Here is a 20,696-nt window from a genome sequence, read left to right on the forward strand (position 1 = left end):
CGCTCCGGGCTACGCGGGCCGGTCGCCCGGGAGCTGCTCCGGCGCGGAGGGGATCGGGAGCACCCGCGGACGGGCGGTGAGGCGGTCGCTGCGGCGCAGGACGAAGACCACCGGCAGCGCGATCAGGCTGGGCCCGGCGAGCAGGCCGGCCAGCCACTGGCGGTCGGCCAGGCCGACGACCACCGAGCCGACGAGCATCCCGGCCGCGAGCACGAAGCCGGCCACCAGGCCGCCGAGGTAGAGCTGGTGGGCGCGCTGCTCCTTGCCCTCCCGGGCGGCGATCCGGGCCCGCTCGGTGACGTGCTCCTCCCGTATCCGGGCCGCGTCGAGCGCCGAGGCCGACGCCGCCCGGTCGCGTTCCAGTGCCGCCTGGTGGCGTTCCCTGGCGCTCTCCCTGGCGTGCTCGCGCTGGAGTTCCAGTTCGAGGTGCTCCAGGGCCACCCGCAGGTGCTCGGGCGGGAGTTGGGCCCACTGGGTGGCGATCTCCAGGGCCGTCGGGCGGCGGGTGCGGCCCTCCTCGGGGGTGGTCACCGGTCGTCACCTCGGGGCGTGGGGGCGGTTCGGTCGGGGCTGCGGGCGGCGCCGGGCGGCGGGCCGAGGCGGAGGAAGAGCCGCTCCAGGCCGTCGGTGACGGTCTCGGCGGCCACGGGGGTGAGCGGGTCGTCGGCGTAGTCGAGCAGGGGCCGGTACCGGGCGCCGGAGCCGTCCCCGGCGACCACCGCGTCGTCCGCCCAGGTGAAGACGCTTCTTCCGACAGTGAGGCCGACGTCGCCGTGGAAGACCGGCCCCATGACCTGAGTCGGCGCTCGGCCCGCCGGCAGGCCCGCGGGGCCGGAGACCGCCATGCCCCCGGGTACGGGGCCGCCCGACCGCGGGGCGCGCCCGCCTCTGCGGGGTCTGGCCCCCCACGCGCCCGGTCGGTCCGGCACCGGCAGCGCCAACGCGGCCAGCACCGCCGCCGCCACCGCCGGGACGACCACCCACCAGCCGATCCCGGTGGCGGCGTGCAGCGCCAGCGTCCCGACCCAGACCAGGACGGCCACCCCGCCGAACACCCGGCGCCTGTTCCCCACCTCGCTCCCCCTTCCGTCGGTCCGAGCCTACCCACGGCGAGGGCCCCCCGGTCGGAGAACTCGACCGAGGGGCCCGTGGAATGACGGCAGGTCAGTGGCTCAGCCGTGCCGCGGCGCCGGCAGCGTGGCCGAGCCGGCGAGCAGCGGCCACTCCCGGTGGAACGGCGGCAGCGGCAGCTTGCCCTCGATGACCGGGGTGCCGAAGACCTTCAGGTGGGCGAGCAGCGAGCCGTTCAGGTCGATGCCGCCGACCAGGGACCAACTGCCCTCCACCTGCGGCGGGTTGCCGGAGGAGTCGGCGACCAGCGAGCCTTCCGCCCGGGCGCTCAGATAGGGGGCGACGCGGGTCTCCACGCCGACGGTGTCGTACAGGCCGAGGCTGATCTCGGCGCCGAGCGCGGCCCGCACGCCCGCCTTGCCGTTGAGCCGCACGTGCACCGGGGTGACCTTGGTCTCGGCGTCGGTGACCGGGGTCCAGCCCTTGCCGCCGGTGTAGTCAGCGCGCACCGCCCAGGTGCCGGTGGCGTCCTGCTCGGCCTCCAGGTGGACCTGACCGTCGGCGCTGACCTCCAGGTAGCAGGTGAGGCCGAGGTTGACGACCACCGGCAGGCCGGCGACGGTCAGCACCGGGCTGGCCTGCAGCTTGGCGAAGGGCACCCGGACGGGCGCCGCGCCGGTGCTGCGGGCGGCGTCACCGGTGACCTTCCACTGGGCGTGGGCGCCGAGGTCGAAGCCGATCGAGGCGGTGCGCGGGCTGCCGGCCGCCGCGCCGTGGTAGGCGAAGTGGACGGCGGGGTGGAGCTGGAGCGAGCCGGACGCGTCGAGGCTCGCGCCGTCGGGCAGCGGGACGGGGGCCTTGACGTTCACCTCGAGGGTGCCGGAGGCATCGGCCTGGATGCCGCCCGCGGTCAGGCCCGCGGTCGCCTTGAGGTCCTTGACCAGCGGGGTCACGGTGATGCCGCGCGGGTCGACGGGGACGTTGCCGTCGGCCTCGGTGCCGCCGAGGAGTTCGGCCAGGGTGGCCGGACGGGTGGTCAGGGCGAGGGTGTCGCCCGGGGCGGGGCGGACGCCGGTGACGGCGACCAGCGCGCCCTGCGGCGCGGCGGCCGTGGGCGGGCTGGCGATCAGCTGCCCGGGCTGGACGGCCGCCGCAGCCGCGGTCGGGGCGGCACCGGGCGAGGCGGAGGCCGACGCCGAGGTGGAAGCCGGGGCCGAGGTGGAAGCCGGGGCCGAGGGCGTGGCGGCCGGCTCCGCCGCCGACAGCACCGCCGTCCCGGCCGCCGGGTCGTACGCCGTCAGCTGGAGGTTCCTGGTCGCCGCGGTGACGGCGCCGCCGTCCTTGCCCGGGCTGCCGATGGCGGCCTGCCGGTCCCCGGCGGGCGCGGCGGTGACGGGCGCCTTGCCCGGGGTCGGACGGCCGGCGGCGGGGGTGCCCGCCTTGGCGCGCGGGGTGCCGCCCGAAGGCGCCGCGGCGGCGGCCGGGCTGCCCCCGGCGGCGGTCGCGGCCGGGTCGGCGACAGTGGCGGCGGCCGGTGCGACACCGGCCTGGGAGGGACCGGGGCTGGTCGGCCCGCACGCGGCGGCCCCGGCGAGGACGAGGGTGAGGACGGCGGGGCCGGCGGCCCTGCCTATGGAGCTCTTGAACACGCGGCGTCATGTTACTGACGAGGAATAAGTTTGTCGAAGACAGGCCAAAAAAGCCAGCCAGATCAGGTTTAACCACAGGTCAGCCAGGCTTACCCAACCGCGCCGCCGGCAGCGGCGCCCCGTCGGGAACCGCACCCCCGCCCCCGCTCGACAGCTCCGCGAGGTACCGCGAGCGCGCCATCGGCTCGGCCCCGAGGCTCCGCACGTGCGGCCCGTCCCACTGGGCGTCGAGCAGCCGCCCGCCCGCCGCGGCGAACCGCGCCCCGAGGTCGGCGACGGCGACCCGGGAGGCGTCCGGGCGGCGGTGGAACATCGAGTCCAGGCTCAGCACCGGGCCGACCGCGATCCCGAACACCCCGCCGATCAGCTCCTCCCCCTCCCAGACCTCCCCGCTGTGCGCCGCCCCCAGCTCGTGCAGCCGCAGCAGGACGTCCGCCAACTCTCCGGTGAGCCAGACCGGTCGGCGCCCCTCGGCGCAGCCCGCCAGCACCCGGCCGAAGGCCCGGTCCGCGCTCGTCCACCACGAGGACCGGTTGCGCAGCCGCCGCGCCAGCCGGCTCCCGAGCCGGACGCCGTCGGGGGCGATCACCGGCCGGGGATCGGGCGACCACCAGGCCAGCGCGTACGGGTCCGCCCCGCCCGGCAGCAGCGCCACCTCTCCCGCCTCGACGGCGTCCCCGTACACCGCCTCGTTGTACGCGCCGGCGTACACGTCCGCCGCCGGCAGCGGGAACAGCCCCCGCCGGTACGCCGTCAGCAGGCCCCCGGGGCCGAGCGCCCCGAGCGATCCTCCGAAGGCCACCGGGCCGCCCCCGGGGCCGCGCCACACGTCCAGCCCCTCCAGTGCCTTCAAGGTCTCTGGCCCCGCCGGCCCCTGCCGCCCCTGCGGCCCCTGCGGCCCTTCGAAGGGCCTCACCACGACGCCGTCCGCAGGAAGCCCTCCCGCTCCAGCCCCGCCAGGTAGTGGTCGATCAACCCCGCCTCCACCGGCGGCAGTTCGATCCCGCTCCCGGCCAGTGCCGCATCCGCGTCCGCCCGCTCGAACAGCGGGAACGTCGGCCGGAAGTACATCTCGCTGATCGACAGCTCCGACCCCGGCGCCCGGTCCACGAACAGCGGGACGAAGGGCGCGATCGGGTGCGTCGGGTTCCCGGCGGCGAACCGGACCAGCCGCCGCACCCAGTCCCCGTACGGCAGTCGGGCGATCCGGTGGCCGCGTGCCCGCAGCCGCTCGGCGAGGTCGGCGAGGACGCCCGGCCGCGGGGAGGTGAGGTGGTAGACCTCGCCGGCGGCGGGCGCGTGGGCGGCGATGTGGGCGACGGCGCGGGCGAAGCGGTCGGCGGGGACGAAGTCGAGCAGCAGTTGCACGTCCGGGCTGGTCCCGCTGTCGGCCAGGTAGGCGATCAGCGCACACAGTTCGGTGCCGGTGTTCATCACCCCGCCCGCGAGGTCCCCGGTGACGTCGTTGGTGCGCAGCACGGTCACCGGCAGCCCGGCGGCGGCCGCGTTGTGCAGCAGCTGTTCGGCGACCCACTTGCTCTCGACGTAGCCGACGCCGAGCCGTTCCGGGTGGGCGAGCGGGGTCCGCTCGGTGACCTTGGCGATGCCGGCCGCGCCGAAGCCGGCCAGGACGGCGAGGGTGGAGAGGTAGTGCACGGGGATGCCCCGGCTGCGTCCGGCGAGCCGGACGACCTCCCGGGTGCCGCCGACGTTGGGCTGTCGCAACTGGTGGTACGGATACAGCAAGTTGACCTGCCCGCCGAGGTGGTGGATCGCGTCCAGGCGCCCGGCCAGCCAGTCGTACCGGCGGTCCGTCAGCCCGAGCCGCGGCCGGGTGAGGTCGCCGACCAGCGGCACCACCCGCCGGTCGGCGAGGTCGTGCCGCAGGAAGCGCTGCTGCGCCGCGCGCAGCCGTTCCAGCGCGTGTTCCTCGTCGGGTGCGCGGACCAGGCAGTGGATGCGCGCCCGGGTGGTGGCGAGCAGCGCGTCCAGCAGGTGGGCGCCGCAGAAACCGGTGGCGCCGGTGAGCAGGATCTCGGCGGGGTCGGCGCGGGAGGGCGCCGGGTTCCAGGACTGCCGGAGGTCCTCGGTGAGCCGGGCCTCCGCGGACCAGTCGACCTCGGTGTCCCGTACGGCACCGACGGGGGCGTCCGTGCGCGCCGCCCGCAGCGCCCCCGCGAAGGCCCGCAGGACGGGCTCGCGCAGCAGCGCCCGGGTGAGCGCCCGCACCTGCCCGACCTCGACGCCGAACATGATCCGGGCCCGGGCCAGCATCTCCATGGCGAGCAGCGAGGTGCCGCCGAGCGCGAAGAAGTCGCCGTCCGGGCCGACGTGTTCGACGCCGAGCAGTTCGGCCCACAGCTGCCCGACGGCCGCCTCGACCGCCCCGGCTCCCGCCCGGTCGGGGACGGATGCGGGCACGGACACGGGCACGGGCACGGGTGCGGGCATGGGCACGGGCACCGGCGCGGGCTCGGCCGCCTGGGCGCGCACCGGAGCGCGCGGCAGCCGCCCCCGGTCGATCTTCCCCGCCGCCGTGAGCGGCATCGCCTCCAGCGGCACGAACGCGGTCGGCACCAGGTGCTCCGGCAGCCGCTCGGCCAGGTACGCCCGGATTCCGGCCGCCCCGCCGCTCACCCCGGGGACGAGCGTGTAGTACGCCGTGAGCGCGCGGCCGCCGTCCGCCGCCTCGCCGCGGGCCGTGACCCCGGCCTGCCGGACGTCGGGGTGCGCGGCCAGGACGGCCTCGATCTCGGCCGGGTCCACCCGGTACCCGCGCACCTTCACCTGGTCGTCGAAGCGCCCGAGGATCTCCAGCTGCCCGTCCGCCCGCCACCGCCCGGCGTCGCCGGTGCGGTACATCCGCTCGCCGGGCAGCGGCGCGTACGGGTCGGGCAGGAAGGACTCGGCGGTGAGCCCGGCCTGCCGCCAGTAGCCCCGGGCGAGGCCCGGTCCGCCGAGGTGGATCTGCCCCTTCTCGCCGGGCCGGACGGGGTGCAGCCGGGCGTCGAGCACGTGCACCCGCACGCCGGGCAGCGGCCGTCCGATCGGCACGGACGCGACGGGGGCGCCCACCGGCCCGCCACCGTGCGGCACCCCGCCGAGCAGGTCCGCCGTGACCTCGCAGAGCGTCGAGGTCACGGCGGCCTCGGTGACGCCGTACGCGTTGACCAGCCGGGCGCCCGGCAGCCGCTCCAGGCAGCGGCGGCAGTCGTCGGCGTGCACGGAGTCCCCGCCGACCACCACCAGCCGCAGTTCCCGGGGGCCGGGCCCGCCGGGCGGGAGCAGGTCGAGCAGGCGGTGCCAGTAGGCGGGGGTGAAGTCGGCGACGGCCAGGCCCAGCCCGGGCAGCCGGCCGGCCAGTTCGGTGGGGGCCCAGGTGCCGCCCGCGCGCCCGCCGCCGCCGAGCACCACCGTCGCGCCCGCCAGCAGCGCGCCGAACACCTGTTCCAGCGCGGTGTCGGAGCCCAGCGCGGCCAGTTGCAGGACGCGTTCACCGGGGCGCAGCCGGTAGGCCTGGACGATCCGGTCGAGGGTGAACAGCAGTGCGCGGTGGGTGACGGGCACGCCCTTGGGGCGGCCTGTGGTCCCCGAGGTGTAGATCAGGTAGGCGAGGTCGTCGGGGACGGCCCCGTCGTCGCTCAGGAACTCCCCGGCGTACGGCGCGTCCCCGGCGTGTGACGGCTCCCCGGGGCCGCCGCCGCGCGGGCCGGGGACCGGGGCCGGGACGGGCACCCGGTCCGTTCCCGGAAAGCCCTCGCCGTCGGCGACCACCACCCGCGCCCCGCAGTCCTCGACCAGCCGGGCCGACCGCCGCCGGGGGTGGGCCGGGTCCAGCGGCAGGAAGGCGCCGCCCGCCTTGAGCACGGCCAGCCAGGCGGTCACCAGCCCGGCCCCGCGCTCCAGGCAGACCGGCACCACCTGCTCCGGACCGGTTCCGCGGGCCCGCAGCGCGGCGGCCAACCGGTCGCTGCCCAGGTCGAGTTCGCGGTAGCTCAGCGTGGCGTCGTCGGCGACGACGGCGACCGCCTCCGGGTCGTACGCCGCCCGCGCGCGGAACAGTCCGTGCACCGTGTCCGCGAATCCGGCCGCCGGCCGTCGTACGGGGGCGCCCTCGGGGAAGCCCAGTTCGGCCGGGTGCCACTCGCGCTCGACCCAGTCCCGGCAGTCGGCCCGTCCGGCCGGCCCGTGGACCTGCCACCAGCCCGCCGGGACGGTCAAGTCTCCCGGCCAGATCGCGTACTGACCGTCGTCGTTGCGGACCACGGCGTGACGACCGGAGCTCACATCCGTTCGTACGCCCTGTGCGCTGTCTGCTGCGTCGTCCACCGGCTTGACCTCGTGCTGTGGCGGCAGAATGCTTGGGAGTGCGACATTTCCGACTATACGCACTCCTGCCCCGTCGAGAACGTCCGGTCGTACCCCCACCGGGCGCCTCACTGCTGCGCGAAAGCGCTCATCCGTCCCACCCGGGCCGGCGCCGTACGCCCGGCCCGGCCCGCCCTCGCCCGAACTCCCCCGCCCGACCGGCGGGGTGATGTCGCGGAGGAGGTAGCCTCGTTGACTCGCCGGCGCCGACGCCTGATGGTCTGTTACCTGCTCTGGATGGTGCTGTTCACCGGCATCTACTACGCGAATCCGAGCCAGCGGATCATCTGGTGGACGGGCATCGGCCTCGGCGGCGTCGCCGCCATCGTGGTCGGCGTCCGCCTCAACCGGCCCGCGCACGCGCGGTTCTGGTACGTGCTGGCGCTCGCCAACCTCAGCTTCACGGTGGGCGAGGTGATCCAGGCCGTCCAGTTGGACATCCTGCACCTGCCCAACCCGTTCCCGTCCGTCGCGGACGCCTTCTACCTCGCCGAGTACGTGCTGTACGCGGTCGGCGTGCTGGGCTTCATCCGCTGGCGCACGGCCCGTCAGGACCGCGCCGGGCTGCTCGACGCGCTCATCCCCACCATCGGGCTGGCCCTGCTCGCCTGGATCTACCTGATCCTCCCGTACGCCCGGAACCCGGACCTCGACTGGATCCAGAAGGCCGTCTCGATCGCCTACCCGCTCGGCGACGTGGTCGTGCTCGCCCTGCTGCTGCGTCTGCTGACCCCACGCGGGGGCACCTCCCGCGCGCTGCGGCTGCTCGCCGTCGGCTCGCTCGGCCTGCTGGTCTCCGACGTGCTGTACGGGCTGATCCAGCTGCACGGAACCTGGCACATCGGCACGCCCGTCGAACTCGGCTGGGCCGCCTTCTACACCGCCTGGGGCGCCGCGGCGCTGCACCCGTCGATGGTCGAGCTGACCCGGCCGGTCCCCACCCAGCAGCCGGACCTGAGCACCGCCCGGCTGGCGCTGCTCACCCTCGCCTCGCTGATCGCCCCGGCGATCCTGATCATCGAGGCGCTGGCCGGCAACACCGGCAACGCCGGTGTGATCGGTGCCTTCTCCGCGCTGCTCTACCTGCTGGTGCTGGCCCGGCTGGCGGTGGTGGCCTCCGCCCGGCGGCAGGCCGTGGCCCGTGAGCGGGCGCTGCGCGAGGCGGGCGCCCGGCTGACCGCGGCCGTCACCGTGGAGGAGGTGGCCGACGCCGTCCAGTCCGCCGCCTCCACCCTGATGCCGGCCGAGGCCGGGCACGTCGCCCTGCTCGCGGTGACCGAGGACGGCGTGCTGCACGTCCGGCACGCCGGGAGCGGCACCGCCCGGCCGACGCCGGGGGACGCCGCGCCGTCCGACCAGGTGCTCCGGCTCGCCGCCGCCCGGGAGACCCTGCTGCTGCCGGTGGCCGCCCTGGGCCTGGCCGCCGACGACCCGCCCGGCGCCCCGAAGGCGGGCGGCACGAAGGCCGACGGCACCAGGCCCGGTGCCGCCAGGCCCGGTGCCGCCCGCCCCGGCGGCATGCCGTACGCCCTGGTCTGCCCGCTCACCCTGGCCGAGCGTCCCTCCGGCGACCCGCTGATCGGCGCGCTGATCGTCACCGGCACCGAGCAGGAGCTGACCAGCCTCTGGAGTTCGCTGGAGATCCTGGCCGCCCAGGCGGCCCTCGCCGTCGAACGGGTGGTGCTGAGCCGGGAGGTCACCCGCCGCAACAGCGAGCTGTACTTCCGCACCCTGGTGCAGAACTCCAGCGACGTCATCCTGATCCTCGACGCCGACGACGGCGTGCGCTACGCCTCCCCGTCCGCCGCGACGCTGCTCGGCCATCCGAACCTGGTCGGCACCCTGCTGACCGACCTCGTCCCGCCCGAGGACAGCCGGGAGGTCGGCAAGGCGCTGGCCCGGATGCGCGGGATGTGCGAGGCGGCCGACCAGCCCCGGGGCGAGCAGCCGCGCGAGCACTGGCGGCTGCTGCGCCAGGACCACACCCCGATCGAGGCCGAGGTCCGCTTCAACGACCTGCGCGCGGACCCGACCGTCGGCGCCCTGGTGCTCACCCTGCGCGACGTGACCGAGCAGCGGCAGATGGAGCGCGAGCTGACCCACCGGGCCTTCCACGACTCGCTGACCGGACTGGCCAACCGGGTGCTGTTCCAGGACCGGGTCGGCCACGCGCTCTCCCGGGGCGAGCGCAGCGGGGCCGTCACCGGGGTGCTCTTCATCGACCTGGACGACTTCAAGGTGGTCAACGACACCCAGGGCCACGCGGTCGGCGACGAGCTGCTGGTCGCCGTCTCGCTGCGGATCTCCACCGCGCTGCGCGCCTCGGACACCGCCGCCCGGCTCGGTGGCGACGAGTTCGCGGTGCTGGTGGAGGACGCGCGGCTGCCGGAGGACGTGGACACCATCGCGGACGGGGTGCTGGCGGTGTTCGCCGAGCCGTTCAAGCTCAGGTCGGGCGCGGTGCGGGTGACGGCCAGCATCGGCGTGGCGACCACCGAGGACAGCGTGGACGCGACCGAGCTGCTCGCCCACGCCGACCTCGCGCTCTACGCCGCCAAGGCGGCCGGCCGCCGCCAGTGGCGCCACTACCGGCCGGCCCTGCAGACCGGGATGGTGGAGCGGCACGAGCTGAACGAGCACCTGGACTCGGCGATCGCGGAGTCGGCCTTCCAGCTGTACTACCAACCGATCGTCGATCTGCGTTCGGGCGATCTGGTCGCCTTCGAGGCGCTGGTCCGCTGGCCGCACGACCGGCGCGGCATGGTGCTGCCCGACGAGTTCATCGCCCTCGCCGAGGAGAGCGGCCAGATCGTCCCGCTCGGCGCCTGGGTGCTGGAGCGCGCCGCCCAGGAGGTCGCCGCCTGGCAGGCCGCGAGCTCGGCGGTCCGGATGGCCGCCGGCCGGCCGCCGCTGCGGGTCAACGTCAACGTCTCCGCCCGGCAGTTCCGCGACGCCGGCTTCGTGGACGTGGTCCGCCGGGCGCTGGCCACCACCGGCATCGACCCGCGCACCCTCGTCCTGGAGCTCACCGAGTCCGTGCTGATGCGCCGCGACGACCGCATCCACGCCGACATGGCCACCCTGTCCGGCCTCGGCGTCGGCATCGCCATCGACGACTTCGGCACCGGCTACTCCTCGCTGTCCTACCTGCGCGAGTTCCCGATCTCCCTGCTCAAGATCGACAAGTCCTTCATCGACGGCCTCGGCCACTCGCCCCAGCAGTACGCCCTGGTCGAGGGCATCACCCGGATCGCCGACACCCTCGGGGTCCAGGTGATCGCCGAGGGCATCGAGACCCCCGATCAGCGCGACCTGCTGGCCGCCATGGGCTGCCCGCTCGGCCAGGGGTACCTCTTCGCCCACCCCATGGACTCCCCCAGGGCCCGCGCCCTGGTCCGCGGGACGTCCTACGAACCGGCCTGAGGCGCGCGGAGCCGGGGGTGGGCGCCGAGGGCGGGCCCGGAACGGCCCGCCGCGGCGAGGCGGCGGGCCGTCGTCGAGCGCGGTCCGGAATCAGCCCAGCGGCAGCTCCAGGCGGGACTCGCTGCCGCGCGGCGAGCTGACGATGGTGGTGCTGACGACCTGGGCCCAGGCCCCGGGCAGGTACAGCGGGTCGGCGCTGTTGACGACCAGCGCCAGCCGGTGTTCGGCCGCCACGTCGTACGAGGTGGCCTGGAGCTTCCAGCTGACGGTGGCGTCCTCGCCCGGGGTCAGCCCGGTCTCGGTGTACGGCTCGTGGGTGATGATCCGCGCGGTGCCGTCCGGGGCGATGTCGAACAGATAGGCCACCAGGGTCGCGGTGTCCGTGGTGCTGCGTACCGTCAGCCGGACCTCCGCGGCGCCCCGGATGCGGCGGGCCGCGTCGCCGCCCTGGGCCGTCAGCGCCTCCGTCGACCAGGACAGCAGCCGCGAGGACTCGAACTGCTCCGGGTCGTACCGCTTGGGGTTGCCGAACCACTCCTTCTCCCCGGTCTTGAGGAGTTGACCCGCGTCGGCCTCGGTCGGGTTACCGGCGATGAAGTCCTGCGACCACCCGGCGGTCGGCTTGTCGCTCAGCGTGCCCTCGCCGGTGAGGTTCCACGTCTCACCGCCGGTGGTGACCTCGCTCCAGGAGGAGTACGACTGCCGGTGCGCCGGGACGGTGATCCGCCTGCCGCCGATGCCGGTGCCGGTGGTCTCGTAGGTGAACATGGACTGGTTGATCACCTGCGACCAGTTCGGCACGTCGTTGGCGACGCCGAGCAGGTGGTGGTCCAACCAGTCGTAGGCCTCCTGGATCGGCACCGCCAGCCCGGGGAACGGCCAGCCGGCCGACAGACCCACCAGGCCGGGGCCCTCGGGGGCGCCGTGGTCGCCGATCCACAGGTTCAGGTGCTTCGGCACGGTGAGCGCCTCGAAGGTCTCGATCACCGGGCCGACCGGGAAGAGCGTCTCGTGCCAGGTGTTGGAGATGAAGGTCGGGATCCCGCGTTCGTTGGTCTTGTCGACATAGGTCTGCGGGGAGCGCTTGGTGCCCCACTCCACCACGGCGTCGAGGTTCACGCCGTTGCGGAAGTCGGTCAGGATCCGCCGGCCCTCCTCGTCGAACTTCTCCTCCATCTCGCCGCCGGTGAAGCCGATCAGGGCCTCGACGGCCGCCAGATGCCGGGTGCCGTTGGCGTAGAGGCTGGTGGCCAGGTTGCCCCAGGTGCTCAGGGCGACGACGGCGGAGACGCGGTTCTGTGGGTCGTGGGCGGCCACCAGCTGGCTGATCCCTGAGCCGTAGGACTCGCCGAGGAAACCGATCTTGGTGGGGCTGAAGTACCGCTCGGCGAAGTCGATCACCTTCGAGCCGTCGGCCCAGTCCTTGTCGCCGCCGACGTCGATGTGGCCCCCGGAGGTCGACAGCCAGCCCTTGATGCCGATCCCGCGCGGGGTGTACGCGAGGACGTGGTACCCCTTCTGCGCCAGCTTGAGGTACAGGTGCAGGAAGGGCAGCCAGCCGAACGGGTTCCAGCCGGCCGGGACGATCACCGCCGGGTGGGGCTCGCCGTCGCGGAGCTTGATGGCGAGCCCCGACAGCCGGACGTCGCCGGCGCCGTCGATGCCGTGGAGGTCGGTCTCGGCCTTCGCCCGCACCTCCCCGACCAACTCCGCCAGCACCGGCGGCAGCTGCACCCCCGCCTCACCCCGCAGCGCGGCGAGCAGCGCCTCGGCCACGCCGAGGGTGGACGCGCTGGGGGTGAGGCCGTCGCCCCAGATGCCGTTGGTGGCGATGTCGGTGAGCGTGGCCTCGGTGATCGCCGGGATCGGCTCTCCGCTGATGCTGGTCATACCAACCACCCTTTCCGTGGACGGATTACTGACCGCATCCTGGTCACATCCGATCGAAAGGAAACTGACCGTGTGTCAGATTCACCGATACGGGTGGAGCCTTGAGCCAACTCCCGACAATGACAAGAGGGTTGTAGTATCCGCGCCCCCGACTTCCGTCCAGTGCCCCGGTCAGGACCGGAGCACGAGGGGCCGGAGCTCGGCGGTGCACATCATGTAGCCGTCCGGGGTGGGGACATGGGCGAGGTAGTGGGCGAGGTCCGTGCCCAGCGAGAACACCCGCACCGGGGTGCCCGCGGCGCGCGCGGACTCCACCACCCTGCGCACGCCGTCCAGGACGGCCGGGTGCCGGGTCTGGTAGGACTCCGCCACCAGGTGGTTGCCGCGGTCCGCGGCCAGGTAGAACTGCACCAGGTCCTTGACCCCGACGAACAGTTCGCTGGCCCCGGCCGCGCAGATCTCCGCCGTGGCGTGCACCGCCGCCGGCGTCTCGATGAACGCGGACAGCGGCACCTCGGCCGGCAGCCGCAGGTGCGCCCTGAGCCGGCCGAACTCCTGCGCGTCGTTGAGGAACGGAACGGAGAGCTGCACCAGGCCGGCCTCCTCGCCGAGCCGCTCGCGCAGCGAACCGAGCATGGCGTGCAACGCGTCCCGGTAGGCGGCCGACCCCAGCAGCCAGCGGGCGCCGTGCAGGCCCAGTTCGGGGTTGGGCTCGACCGCGACCGGGGCCAGCTCGGTGACGCTGGCGGCGTGGTCGGAGCGCAGGTCCAGGAGCCTCAGCACCAGCCGCTGGCCGGGCAGCAGCGCCTCGACGAAGCCGCACAGCCGGTCCGCGAGGGCCCGCCCGTAGGCCTCCGCGTCCGCCGGGCCGCCCTCCAGGGCGTCCAGCGGGCTCAGCGCCGCCGCCAGGCAGAGGAACTCCTCCCGGATGAAGAAGCAGTCGACCCGCTTCGCGTTCGGCCCGCAGGAGTTGATCGTCCGGATGTCCTGCATGTCCGCGATCACCGCGCAGGCCGAGCCGAGGTCGTCCAGCGAGGGGCTCCCGGCCCCGGAGTCCTGGTCGCCCCCGGCGGCGGCGCCGGACTCGACCACGATCGACTCGCTGTCGAGGTCCAGCACCGCCTCGCCGACCAGGTCGGCGAGGTCCGCCTCGTCGACCCGGAGCACCGGGATCCCCCGGCCGCGGCAGAGGGACTGCATGTGGCCGGTGAGCCCGCCCGAACCGCAGACGACCGCGGCCGCCGCCACGATCGCGTCGTACAGGCCGGCGTGGAGGGAGGGGGCGACGAGGATGGATCCGTCGAGTGGACGTCTCGTGCGATTGCAGGTACCGCGCACTTCGCTCTGAATGCCACCGGTCAGCAGGGATCCCTGAATCCGTCGCCCGTTCAACTAGTCCTCCTGTTCTCCGGCGGTCGCCATTCCCAGCTGTCGACGCAGTTGTCGTGGTGTCACGGAAACATCGGTGAGCCGTTCGACCGCGACCCGGTTGACGACCGCCCTCATCAGGCGGTCGTGCCGAGCGGCGTCCGTCGGACGGGTCGGACGGTCACCCATGGACCGAATACGGGCGTCCAGCCTGGAATCGAGCAGTTCACGCTCGATCCGACCGCGCGAGGCCATTCTCCTGGCCTCCAGTAACACAGCGTCCTCGAATCCCTCCCGGACCGCTTCCTCCAGATTGCCAAGGGCCCCGTGGTACCGGACCAGACCCAGGGCGACCTCCTCGGCCGAAACGTCCTCCTCCGGTTCCAGCCGCTCGACCACGTGGGCGGCGACCGCGATCGAATGGTTCTTGATCGCGGCGAGGTTGAAGGTGAACGCACCCGTCCGGCCGTTGCGCACGATCTCGTCGCCCTCCCGCAGCGCGCCGACCGCGGAGACCGGCCCGGACTCCCCGCCGGAGCCCAGCAGCGCCCCCCGCCCGTCGACCTCCAGGCCGCGCCCGGTGCGCTCGTGGGGCACCGCGAGCCCGCGCCGCAGGAGGTTGCGCCACAGCGGCTGCTCGACCCTGGTGTAGTCCGACTCCCGGCTGAAGTTGGACACCACCAGGTCGACCTCGATCGCGTGCTCCTCCTCCGCGGAGACGACCGACACCAGCAGCCGGCCCGACTCCGCCGGGACGACCGCCTCCACCCTGCCGAGGACCAGCTCCACCGCCCCGTCCGTGCCGTCCGCCCGGTCCAGTGCCCGCTCGATGACCGCCATGGTGTACTCCAGCACCCCGACCCGCAGCGCGGCCAGCGCGGTGCCGAACTCGTCCAGCAGCCCGCGCAGTTCGGCGGTGGGAATGCGCTCGATGGCCTCGGGCAGGTGCGGCTCCCACGCCTTGACCACCCGCTCGGCGACCACCACCGGGGAGACCTCGGGATGCTCCCGGACGACCGTCGAACACGCCGTGTCCCACTCGGCCCGGACCCGGTCGAGGAACTCCGCGCGGTTCCGGTACGGCTGCAACAGGGTCTTCGGACAGGGCAGGTTCAACACCCCGTGCTCGTGGCCGTCCGGGTACGTCCGGAACATCGTCCCGGTCCTGGAGATCAGCTGGATCCTCCCGGTGTGGCCCTGGCGCAGCAGGAGGCCCGCCGAGTCGTAGGCGCTCAGGACGGAACCGACGATCGCGACGTCCGCCCCGGAGGGGAGCGAGACGAGCTTGCGGATCCCGGCCGCCGAGTACGGGTTGCGGATGAAGGACGCGTGCGTACGGACCTCGGAGGCGAAGGCCGGCTCCCGGAGTTCGAGGCCGGTCGCCAGGACGACGTGGTCGGCGCGGAGCACCGTCACCGCCGGGGGCCCGTCGGGGGCCGGCCGCTCCACCGTCACGTCGACACCGGTGGGGCCGACCTCCAGATCGACCGCGTCGCCGTCCGCCTCGACGAGCACCACCCCAGGACGGGCTTCGCGTCTCGCCTCGGCCAGCCGGTCGTCCAGGTAGTCCTGGAAGATCCGCCGGGGCGCCGGCCCCTGCTCGACGAACCGGAGCCCGGCCCAGGGCTCCGGCCAACCACCGCGGTCCGCCTCGTGGTTGGCCCAGTGGACGAAGTCCAGGACGTCCTCGCGGAACACCGACATCCGGCCCGCCTGGATGTTGAACACGTAGTCCCAGGGGTTGCCGTCCCGGTGGTAGGCGACACCCGCGGAGCGGTAGTCGGAGCGCCGCTCCAGCAGGACGATCTCCAGCGGTCTGCGCGCGAAGCAGAGCAGCCGGATCGCCGTCGCGGTGCCGGCCAGGCCCGCCCCGACTATGAGGACTTTCGGACGCGTACCAGATCGACTCATGGTCAAGCCTTCCCGTCGAGGGATGGGAGCCCGGCTCCGCCGTCCCGGACACCGGGCGCAAAGGTCTGCTGAGGAAGTGTGACGCGGAAGGAGTGCCCAGGGTCCCGGAACGGCCGAATGAGGGCCGCCCGTCCCGGCCTGGTGGCGGGCGGCACGCCGACGGCCCACCGCCGGGCGGGCGGTGGGCCGTCGAGAGGAGGAGCAGCCGGTCGGCCCCGGACTCCCGGCACGGGCGGACCACCCGTGGCCGGGCTACGGGTGCGCGGCGGCCCGGTCGGACTCGCTGCGCAGCACGCAGAACTCGTTCCCCTCAGGATCGGAGAGGATTGCCCAACCCGAGCCGTCGGGGTTCCGGTGGTCGGCGACGAAGCCGGCGCCGAGCCCCAGCAGCCGCTCCACCTCCTGGTCGCGCGAGGTCTCGGGCCGCAGGCAGAGGTGCACCCGGTTCTTGACCGTCTTCGCCTCGGGCACCTGGTTGAAGTACAGCACCAGGCCGCCCGACAGCGGCACCTGCGTCTCCCGGTCCCCCGGCCGGCAGTCCGGATCCAGCGGCCTGCCCGTCACCCCGCTCCAGAACAGCGCCAGCCCATGGGCGTCCGCGCAGTCGATCGCCACGTTCTGCAGTACCGAAACCATGGGCGCGAGTCTTCCCGATCACCGCGCCGGACGCCACCGCCCCGCGCACGTCCTCCCCGCTCCCCGCTCCCGGCTCCCGGCTCCCGGCTCCCGTCGCTCCGGCCCCGCGAGCAGCCGCGGACGGCCGGTCTGGTTGGATGCGGGCATGAACAGCACCGCCCATCCGGAATCAGGTCTCTCGAAGAGCGTCTGGAGCGATGCCGACTTCGAGGAGATGGGCTGGCACGACGCCACCGTCCACGGCCTGTACGTGCAGCAGGGCGACGAGTTCGAGGCCCGGCTCCTCCTCGACCTCGACTACGTCGTCCGCTGGGTCGACCCGGTCCGGCCCGCGAAGACCTTCTCCTTCTGGGTCGCCCCCGCGACGCTCGTCTTCGACGGGGTGTGGGACCTCGAGGGCGGTCTCGACTACAAGAAAACCGCCCCGGAGCTGGAGATCGCCGACCTGCACCGGCAGGCCCCGGACGACGACCACCGGGATTCGTCGCACTGGCACGTCGAGGGCCACTCCTTCGACCTGCGATTCCGCGCGTCGGGCTTCCGCCAGTACTTCCGCGAGGCCCCGCGGCTCTCGCCGGGCCCGGTCCTCTCCCCCGCCGAGCGCGGAGGCTGCCGCTTCACCGAGGCCGGCTTCGCCTGAGCGGGCCCACCGCCCGGGCCCACCGCCCGGGGCGGGCCCGGGCAGCGCAGGGCCGGGGCGGCGACCTCAGAGCCGGTGCAGCGCCGCCTCGCAGAGCCGACAGCGCTGCTGCTCCAGCTCGGGCGGGTACCACGGCTCGCCGGGCCGGGCGGGGCGGTAGTGGGCGTGCTCCATCGGGGCGGTGTCCAGTCCGCAGAGGGTTCGCGCCTGCGGGTCCTCCGGGACGTCCGGGTCCTGGCCGGCGGCGTGCACCGCGACCACGCCCGGCCCGACACCCTCGGGGCCGAGGGCCTGGTCCGGGCCCAGTTCGAAGAGGACGACGATCGAGGCCACGGTCCCACCGTGGCGGGCGGCGGACGCCCGCGCATTTCGATCTTCACCCGGCCGGGGCCCCGGGCCGCTACCGCGCCGCCCCGCGGTAGCACGTACCGCCGGGCCCCGTGTCCGGGGAGCCCATGCCGAAGACGTACAGGAGGAACAGCACCACGGCCACCACCAGCAGCGCCACCCACTTGACCTCCGGCTCCGTCTCCTCCGGCAGCACCGCGGCCAGCACCCCCTGGAGGAGGGCCAGCGCAACGGTCATGCCGATCAGGGCGATCGGCAGGCTCAGCACCATCGACGCCTGGGTCGCCCGGTCCATCCCGCGCGGGCAGTCCGACCACCGCCACCGGATCAGGGCCGCGCCCGCCGCGGTGCCCGCCACCGCGAGCACCGGCCCGGCGAGGAACCACAGGCAGCCGTACCGGCTTCCACTGCCGGAGCTGTCGCCGGCCGTCGACGCCGTCATCCGTGCCCGTCCCCCTCGTCCGATCCGCGTTCCGGGGACGCACACGCCTCGTGGGCCCCGTCCGGTTCCCCGCGTGCCGCAGCTGCCGATCGACAGGAACGTCGTCCGGCCCCGCCCGTCCGCATCAGCCCGGGGATGTAAACCCGTGGGCCGATGCGGGGTGACGGAGGATCAATCGGTGGGCGGATGCTGCCCGCCCGGCCCCCGTGACAGCGTTCCGCGCATGGACACCACGTCGCCGGACACCACGCCGACCGCCTCCCCTTCCGGACCGACCCGCCGCCGGGTGCTGGGCGCCGCCCTCGCGCTGGGCGCCGTCGCGCCGCTGGGCCTCGCCCGCACCGCGTCGGCCGCCACCGCCTCGGCCACCACCGCTCCCGCCTCCTCCGCCGCCGCCCCCTCCCGGCTCACCCTGCCCGCGCCGACCGGCCCGTTCCCGGTGGGCATGGTGCCGCTGCACCTGCGCGACGGGTCCCGGCCGGACCCGAACGCCAGGCCCGGACGGTTCCGCGAGCTGATGGCCACCGTCTGGTACCCGGCCCGGGCCGCGGACGCCGACTCGTACCCGCCGGCCCCCTGGATGACCGAGGGCGCCCTGAAGGCCTTCCTCGACGACGCCGGCTACCCGCTGCCCCTGTCGCTCGCCCCGCTCACCTCGGGCCACCAGGGCGCGCCCGTCCACCGGTCCGGCCGGCCGCTGCCCGTCGTCCTCTACTCGCACGGCGCGGGCAGCCACCGCGCCGACCACACCGTCGTGGTCCAGGAGTTGGCCAGCCACGGCTTCGCCGTCGTCACCGTCGACCACACCCACGACGGGTTCACCGAGTTCCCGGACGGCACCGTCGTCACCCGGGACGCCACCTTCCCGGGGCTGTACCCGAAGGACTACGCCGCCGACCTGCTCTTCCTGCTCGACCAGGTCGTCGGCCTCGCCGCCGGACGCAACCCGGACGTCGACGGCCGCGCCCTGCCGGACGGCCTGCTCGGCGGTCTGGACGCGCGGAACATCGGCGCCTTCGGCTGGTCCAAGGGCGGCACCGGCACCGCCCTCGCCATGGTCGCCGACCGGCGCATCCGCGCCGGGCTCTCGCTGGACGGGCCGATGGCGTGCAACCCCGCCATCACCACCGACATCGACCGGCCGTTCATGATGATGACCGCCGACTTCGCCCGGGCCACCAACCCGTACGCCGAGGCCTTCTGGGGCCACCTGCGCGGCTGGCGCCTGGACGTCCAGGCCACCGGCGCCGTGCACGGCTCGTACGGCGACAACATGACGCTGATCCCCCAGGCGGGCAGGCTGCTCGGCATGACCGAGCAGCAGATCCAGTCCCAGGTGGGCACCCTCGACCCGCAGCGCGGGATCCTCGTCCAACAGGCCTACCCGCTCGCCTTCTTCGACCTCCACCTGCGCGACCGCCACCACGGCAAGCTGCTCGACGGCCCGTCGAAGGCCTTCCCCGAGGTCGTCTACCACCCGTAGTGCCCGCCGGCGGACACGACGGCGGGCGGCCGACACGGGGGTGCGGCCGCCCGCCGGGTGCGGGGGCGGGTCAGACGCGCTGTCCTTCGGAGGCCACGGCGGTGGGGGCGGTGGTGCTGCCGGCCTGGGTGCCGAGGGTGCGCTCGACCTTGGCGACGGCGGTGCGGTACCGCATCGAGGCGTCCTCCTCGTTGCTGCCCTGGCGTTCGAAGTAGCCGAAGACCATGGCCACCGTGCCGAAGCGCTCGACGCCGACGTAACCGTTGAGTTGGACGCCGGCCAGGGTGCCGTCGAGACGGACGGCGGGGGCGTCCTTGCGGTCGCCGAGGGTCACCGGGGTGACGGCGAAGGTCACGGTGTCGGCGGTGCCGGAGCTGAAGGTGATGGTGTGGCAGGTCTTGAGGGCGTCGGCGGCGGAGTTGAAGTCGGTGGTGAGCCGGTCGGGCGCTTCGGCCGCCAGGGCCTGGGTGACCATCGGGTTGCCGTCCGGACCGTCGAGTTCGGTCTCGGCGCGCGGGATCGGCGCGCCCGGCTCGGTGACGTACATGTTGATCAGGGCGTTGAGCGCGGCGCAGCCGGTCACCGGGGAGGACGGGCTCGCGCCGGGGCTGGGGCTGGGGCTCTGCGTCACCGGGATCTCGGTCCAGTCGGCGCCGAGGTCGGACGCGGTCAGCAGGGCCGACTTCAGCTGGTCGGCGGAGGGGAGGTCCGCGGTCGGTGCGGCGGACGCCGGCAGGGTGGCCGGGCCCAGGAGCACCGCCAGGGCGGCGGCCGCGGCGGCGAGGGTGTGGATGGGCCTGGGACGGGACATGCGGGCCCCCGGTCGAGAGTTCGGGCAGGGACAGCCACCAGTGTCCCACCGGGGTCCCGAGGGGGCGCGCGGGCGGGGATCCGCGCAGGTCAGGAGCCGTCCGCGGGGTCCGTGGCCGGTAGCGTTCCCAGGGCTTCCAGGGTCTCGGCGAGCCACTGCACCCAGAAGGTCTCCAGCCCGATGCCGGCCCGCAGCACCGCGTGCTGCAGCCGGTTCTCGGCGTCCGCCCGCTCGACCGGGAAGTCGCGCCGCTCGATCTCCCGGTAGTCGTCCAACTGCTCGCGGTGCAGGGCGAGATGGCGCTCCAGCTCGGCCGCCAGCCCGTCCGTGCCGACCACCGCGGCCGCTCGCAGCCGCAGCAGCAGGGGCTCCCGGACGGCGCGCGGCGCGGCGCCCTCGGCGGTCCAGCGGGCGAGTTCGGCACGGCCCTCGGGCAGGACCTCGTACTCCTTCTTCTGTCCGCGCACCGGTCCTTCCGGCTGGAGGTTCCGGATGTGCCCGGAGGCCTCCAGCCGGCCCAGTTCGCGGTAGATCTGCTGGTGGGTGGCGGGCCAGAAAAAGCCGATCGACCTGTCGAACCGCCTGGTCAGCTCCAGCCCCGAGGACGGCTTCTCCAGCAGGGCGGTGAGGATGGCGTGCGGCAGCGACATGCCGTC

Annotated in this window: 16 protein-coding genes; 3 read left to right on the forward strand and 13 right to left on the reverse strand. The window is 74.4% G+C overall.

The window, feature by feature from the left end; genetic code table 11:
- Window positions 1-9: 9 nt before the first annotated feature.
- From ACIQ87_RS02915 to ACIQ87_RS02935, 5 genes are all read right to left on the reverse strand, one after another.
- Window positions 10-531 (reverse strand): hypothetical protein, encoded by a 522-nt coding sequence (locus ACIQ87_RS02915; protein WP_402400583.1) that lies wholly within the window; start codon window positions 529-531, stop codon window positions 10-12.
- Entirely contained in the window at window positions 528-1,073 is a 546-nt protein-coding gene (locus tag ACIQ87_RS02920; protein WP_402400585.1) for a hypothetical protein, read from the reverse strand. The genes ACIQ87_RS02915 and ACIQ87_RS02920 overlap by 4 nt, the downstream gene beginning before the upstream one ends.
- Before the next feature lie 99 nt (window positions 1,074-1,172).
- Window positions 1,173-2,720 (reverse strand): hypothetical protein, encoded by a 1,548-nt coding sequence (locus ACIQ87_RS02925; protein WP_402400587.1) that lies wholly within the window; start codon window positions 2,718-2,720, stop codon window positions 1,173-1,175.
- Between the two features lie 79 nt (window positions 2,721-2,799).
- Window positions 2,800-3,573: a leucyl/phenylalanyl-tRNA--protein transferase gene (locus tag ACIQ87_RS02930; protein WP_402400590.1), complete on the reverse strand. Its 774-nt coding sequence runs from the start codon at window positions 3,571-3,573 to the stop codon at window positions 2,800-2,802.
- Window positions 3,574-3,632: 59 nt separating this feature from the next.
- Window positions 3,633-7,049 carry an amino acid adenylation domain-containing protein gene (locus ACIQ87_RS02935; RefSeq protein WP_402400593.1) on the reverse strand — a complete coding sequence of 1,139 codons (3,417 nt, stop codon included), beginning with the start codon at window positions 7,047-7,049 and terminating at the stop codon, window positions 3,633-3,635.
- A gap of 231 nt (window positions 7,050-7,280) precedes the next feature.
- Between ACIQ87_RS02935 and ACIQ87_RS02940 the strand changes: the two genes are divergently transcribed.
- Entirely contained in the window at window positions 7,281-10,511 is a 3,231-nt protein-coding gene (locus tag ACIQ87_RS02940) for an EAL domain-containing protein (RefSeq protein ID WP_402400596.1), read from the forward strand.
- 90 nt (window positions 10,512-10,601) lie between these two features.
- Here the strand turns inward: ACIQ87_RS02940 and ACIQ87_RS02945 are convergent, their stop codons facing one another.
- The 4 genes from ACIQ87_RS02945 to ACIQ87_RS02960 all read right to left on the reverse strand — a co-directional run bounded on the left by ACIQ87_RS02945 (window position 10,602) and on the right by ACIQ87_RS02960 (window position 16,316).
- Window positions 10,602-12,401 carry a CocE/NonD family hydrolase gene (locus tag ACIQ87_RS02945; RefSeq protein WP_402400599.1) on the reverse strand — a complete coding sequence of 600 codons (1,800 nt, stop codon included), beginning with the start codon at window positions 12,399-12,401 and terminating at the stop codon, window positions 10,602-10,604.
- Window positions 12,402-12,572: 171 nt separating this feature from the next.
- Window positions 12,573-13,793, reverse strand: a complete 1,221-nt coding sequence (locus tag ACIQ87_RS02950) for a putative PEP-binding protein (protein ID WP_402400600.1) — start codon at window positions 13,791-13,793, stop codon at window positions 12,573-12,575.
- Window positions 13,794-15,680 carry an FAD/NAD(P)-binding protein gene (locus ACIQ87_RS02955; protein WP_402400602.1) on the reverse strand — a complete coding sequence of 629 codons (1,887 nt, stop codon included), beginning with the start codon at window positions 15,678-15,680 and terminating at the stop codon, window positions 13,794-13,796.
- Between the two features lie 252 nt (window positions 15,681-15,932).
- Window positions 15,933-16,316: a VOC family protein gene (locus ACIQ87_RS02960; protein WP_402400605.1), complete on the reverse strand. Its 384-nt coding sequence runs from the start codon at window positions 16,314-16,316 to the stop codon at window positions 15,933-15,935.
- 145 nt (window positions 16,317-16,461) lie between these two features.
- On the opposite strand from ACIQ87_RS02960, the gene ACIQ87_RS02965 reads away from it, so the two are divergent.
- Entirely contained in the window at window positions 16,462-16,956 is a 495-nt protein-coding gene (locus tag ACIQ87_RS02965; RefSeq protein WP_402400608.1) for a hypothetical protein, read from the forward strand.
- A 66-nt stretch (window positions 16,957-17,022) separates the two neighbouring features.
- Here ACIQ87_RS02965 and ACIQ87_RS02970 read toward each other — a convergent pair whose 3' ends face one another.
- Complete coding sequence (locus ACIQ87_RS02970) at window positions 17,023-17,289, reverse strand: hypothetical protein (RefSeq protein WP_402400610.1); 267 nt, start codon at window positions 17,287-17,289, stop codon at window positions 17,023-17,025.
- Between the two features lie 67 nt (window positions 17,290-17,356).
- Window positions 17,357-17,746, reverse strand: a complete 390-nt coding sequence (locus tag ACIQ87_RS02975; RefSeq protein ID WP_402400613.1) for a hypothetical protein — start codon at window positions 17,744-17,746, stop codon at window positions 17,357-17,359.
- 223 nt (window positions 17,747-17,969) lie between these two features.
- Here ACIQ87_RS02975 and ACIQ87_RS02980 point away from each other — a divergent pair, with 223 nt between their 5' ends.
- Complete coding sequence (locus tag ACIQ87_RS02980; RefSeq protein ID WP_402400615.1) at window positions 17,970-19,229, forward strand: alpha/beta hydrolase family protein; 1,260 nt, start codon at window positions 17,970-17,972, stop codon at window positions 19,227-19,229.
- Window positions 19,230-19,299: 70 nt separating this feature from the next.
- On the opposite strand, the gene ACIQ87_RS02985 is transcribed toward ACIQ87_RS02980, so the two are convergent.
- Window positions 19,300-20,040 carry a hypothetical protein gene (locus ACIQ87_RS02985; protein WP_402400617.1) on the reverse strand — a complete coding sequence of 247 codons (741 nt, stop codon included), beginning with the start codon at window positions 20,038-20,040 and terminating at the stop codon, window positions 19,300-19,302.
- Between the two features lie 89 nt (window positions 20,041-20,129).
- Complete coding sequence (locus tag ACIQ87_RS02990) at window positions 20,130-20,690, reverse strand: PadR family transcriptional regulator (protein ID WP_402400620.1); 561 nt, start codon at window positions 20,688-20,690, stop codon at window positions 20,130-20,132.
- Window positions 20,691-20,696: the final 6 nt, after the last annotated feature.

Source organism: Kitasatospora sp. NPDC096204 (assembly GCF_044763205.1).
GTDB lineage: Bacteria > Actinomycetota > Actinomycetes > Streptomycetales > Streptomycetaceae > Kitasatospora.